This is a genomic window from Devosia elaeis (assembly GCF_001650025.1).
Lineage (GTDB): Bacteria > Pseudomonadota > Alphaproteobacteria > Rhizobiales > Devosiaceae > Devosia > Devosia elaeis.
In genome coordinates this window covers 1-1,041 of sequence record NZ_LVVY01000016.1, presented here as the reverse complement: position 1 = coordinate 1,041, position 1,041 = coordinate 1, and the positions used below count along the sequence as shown (strand labels likewise).

General features: G+C 59.9%; 1 pseudogene. It reads left to right on the top strand.

Annotated elements, in window-relative coordinates:
* Positions 1 to 67: 67 nt before the first annotated feature.
* Positions 68 to 1,041: pseudogene (locus A3840_RS01095) on the top strand (IS3 family transposase); the annotation flags it as partial.

Below are 1,041 nucleotides of genomic sequence, written 5' to 3'. Positions count from 1 at the left end.
GTTGGTCTGCCCCCTGAAAAGTGGTCCTCCCTGAAGTAGGCTATTGAGCCTTAGAGAGGACGTTGGAATGCCCCAGAAGAAGCACAAGCCCGAAGAGATCGTCGCCAAGCTACGCCAGGTCGATGTTTTGTTGTCGCAAGGAAGATCGGTTGGCGAAGCGGTTCGTTCGATCGGCGTGACACAGTTCACGTATTACCGGTGGCGCAAGGAGTTCGGCGGCCTGAAGGGTGATCAGGTGAAGCGTCTCAAGGAACTTGAGAAAGAGAACGACCGTCTTCGCAAGGCGGTTTCGGATCTGACGCTCGAGAAGCTGATCCTCAAAGAGGCAGCTTCGGGAAACTACTGAGCCCCTCCCGCCGTCGGCGCTGCGTCGATCATATCATGGCGAAGTTCTCCGTCTCGGAGCGCTTTGCCTGCAAAGTTCTCGGCCAGCACCGTTCGACCCAGCGCAAGAAGCCCAGAGGTAGGCCGGATGAAGAGGCGTTGACCGCCGACATCATCCGGCTCGCATCCCGCTATGGCCGATACGGCTATCGCCGGGTCACGGCGATGCTGCGGTCCGAAGGATGGACAGTGAACGCCAAGCGTGTCGAGCGCATCTGGCGGCGGGAGGGGCTGAAGGTTCCCCAGAAGCAACCGAAGAAAGGCCGGCTCTGGCTGAATGACGGATCGTGCATCCGGCTTCGGCCCGAGCATCCAAACCATGTCTGGTCCTATGACTTCGTCGAAGGACGGACCCATAATGGCAGGAAGTTCCGCATGCTCAACATTATCGACGAGTTCACCCGGGAGTGCCTGGCGATCCGGGTCGGTCGAAAGCTCAACTCGACCGACGTCATCGACGTTCTGTCCGACCTGTTTATCCTGCGCGGTGTGCCGGCCCATGTTCGTTCCGACAATGGCCCGGAGTTCATCGCCAAGGCCGTGCGGGAGTGGATCGTGGCCGTCGGCGCCAAGACCGCATTCATCGAGCCGGGCAGCCCCTGGGAGAACGGCTATTGCGAGAGCTTCAACTCGAAGCTGCGCGACGAGCTGCTCAAC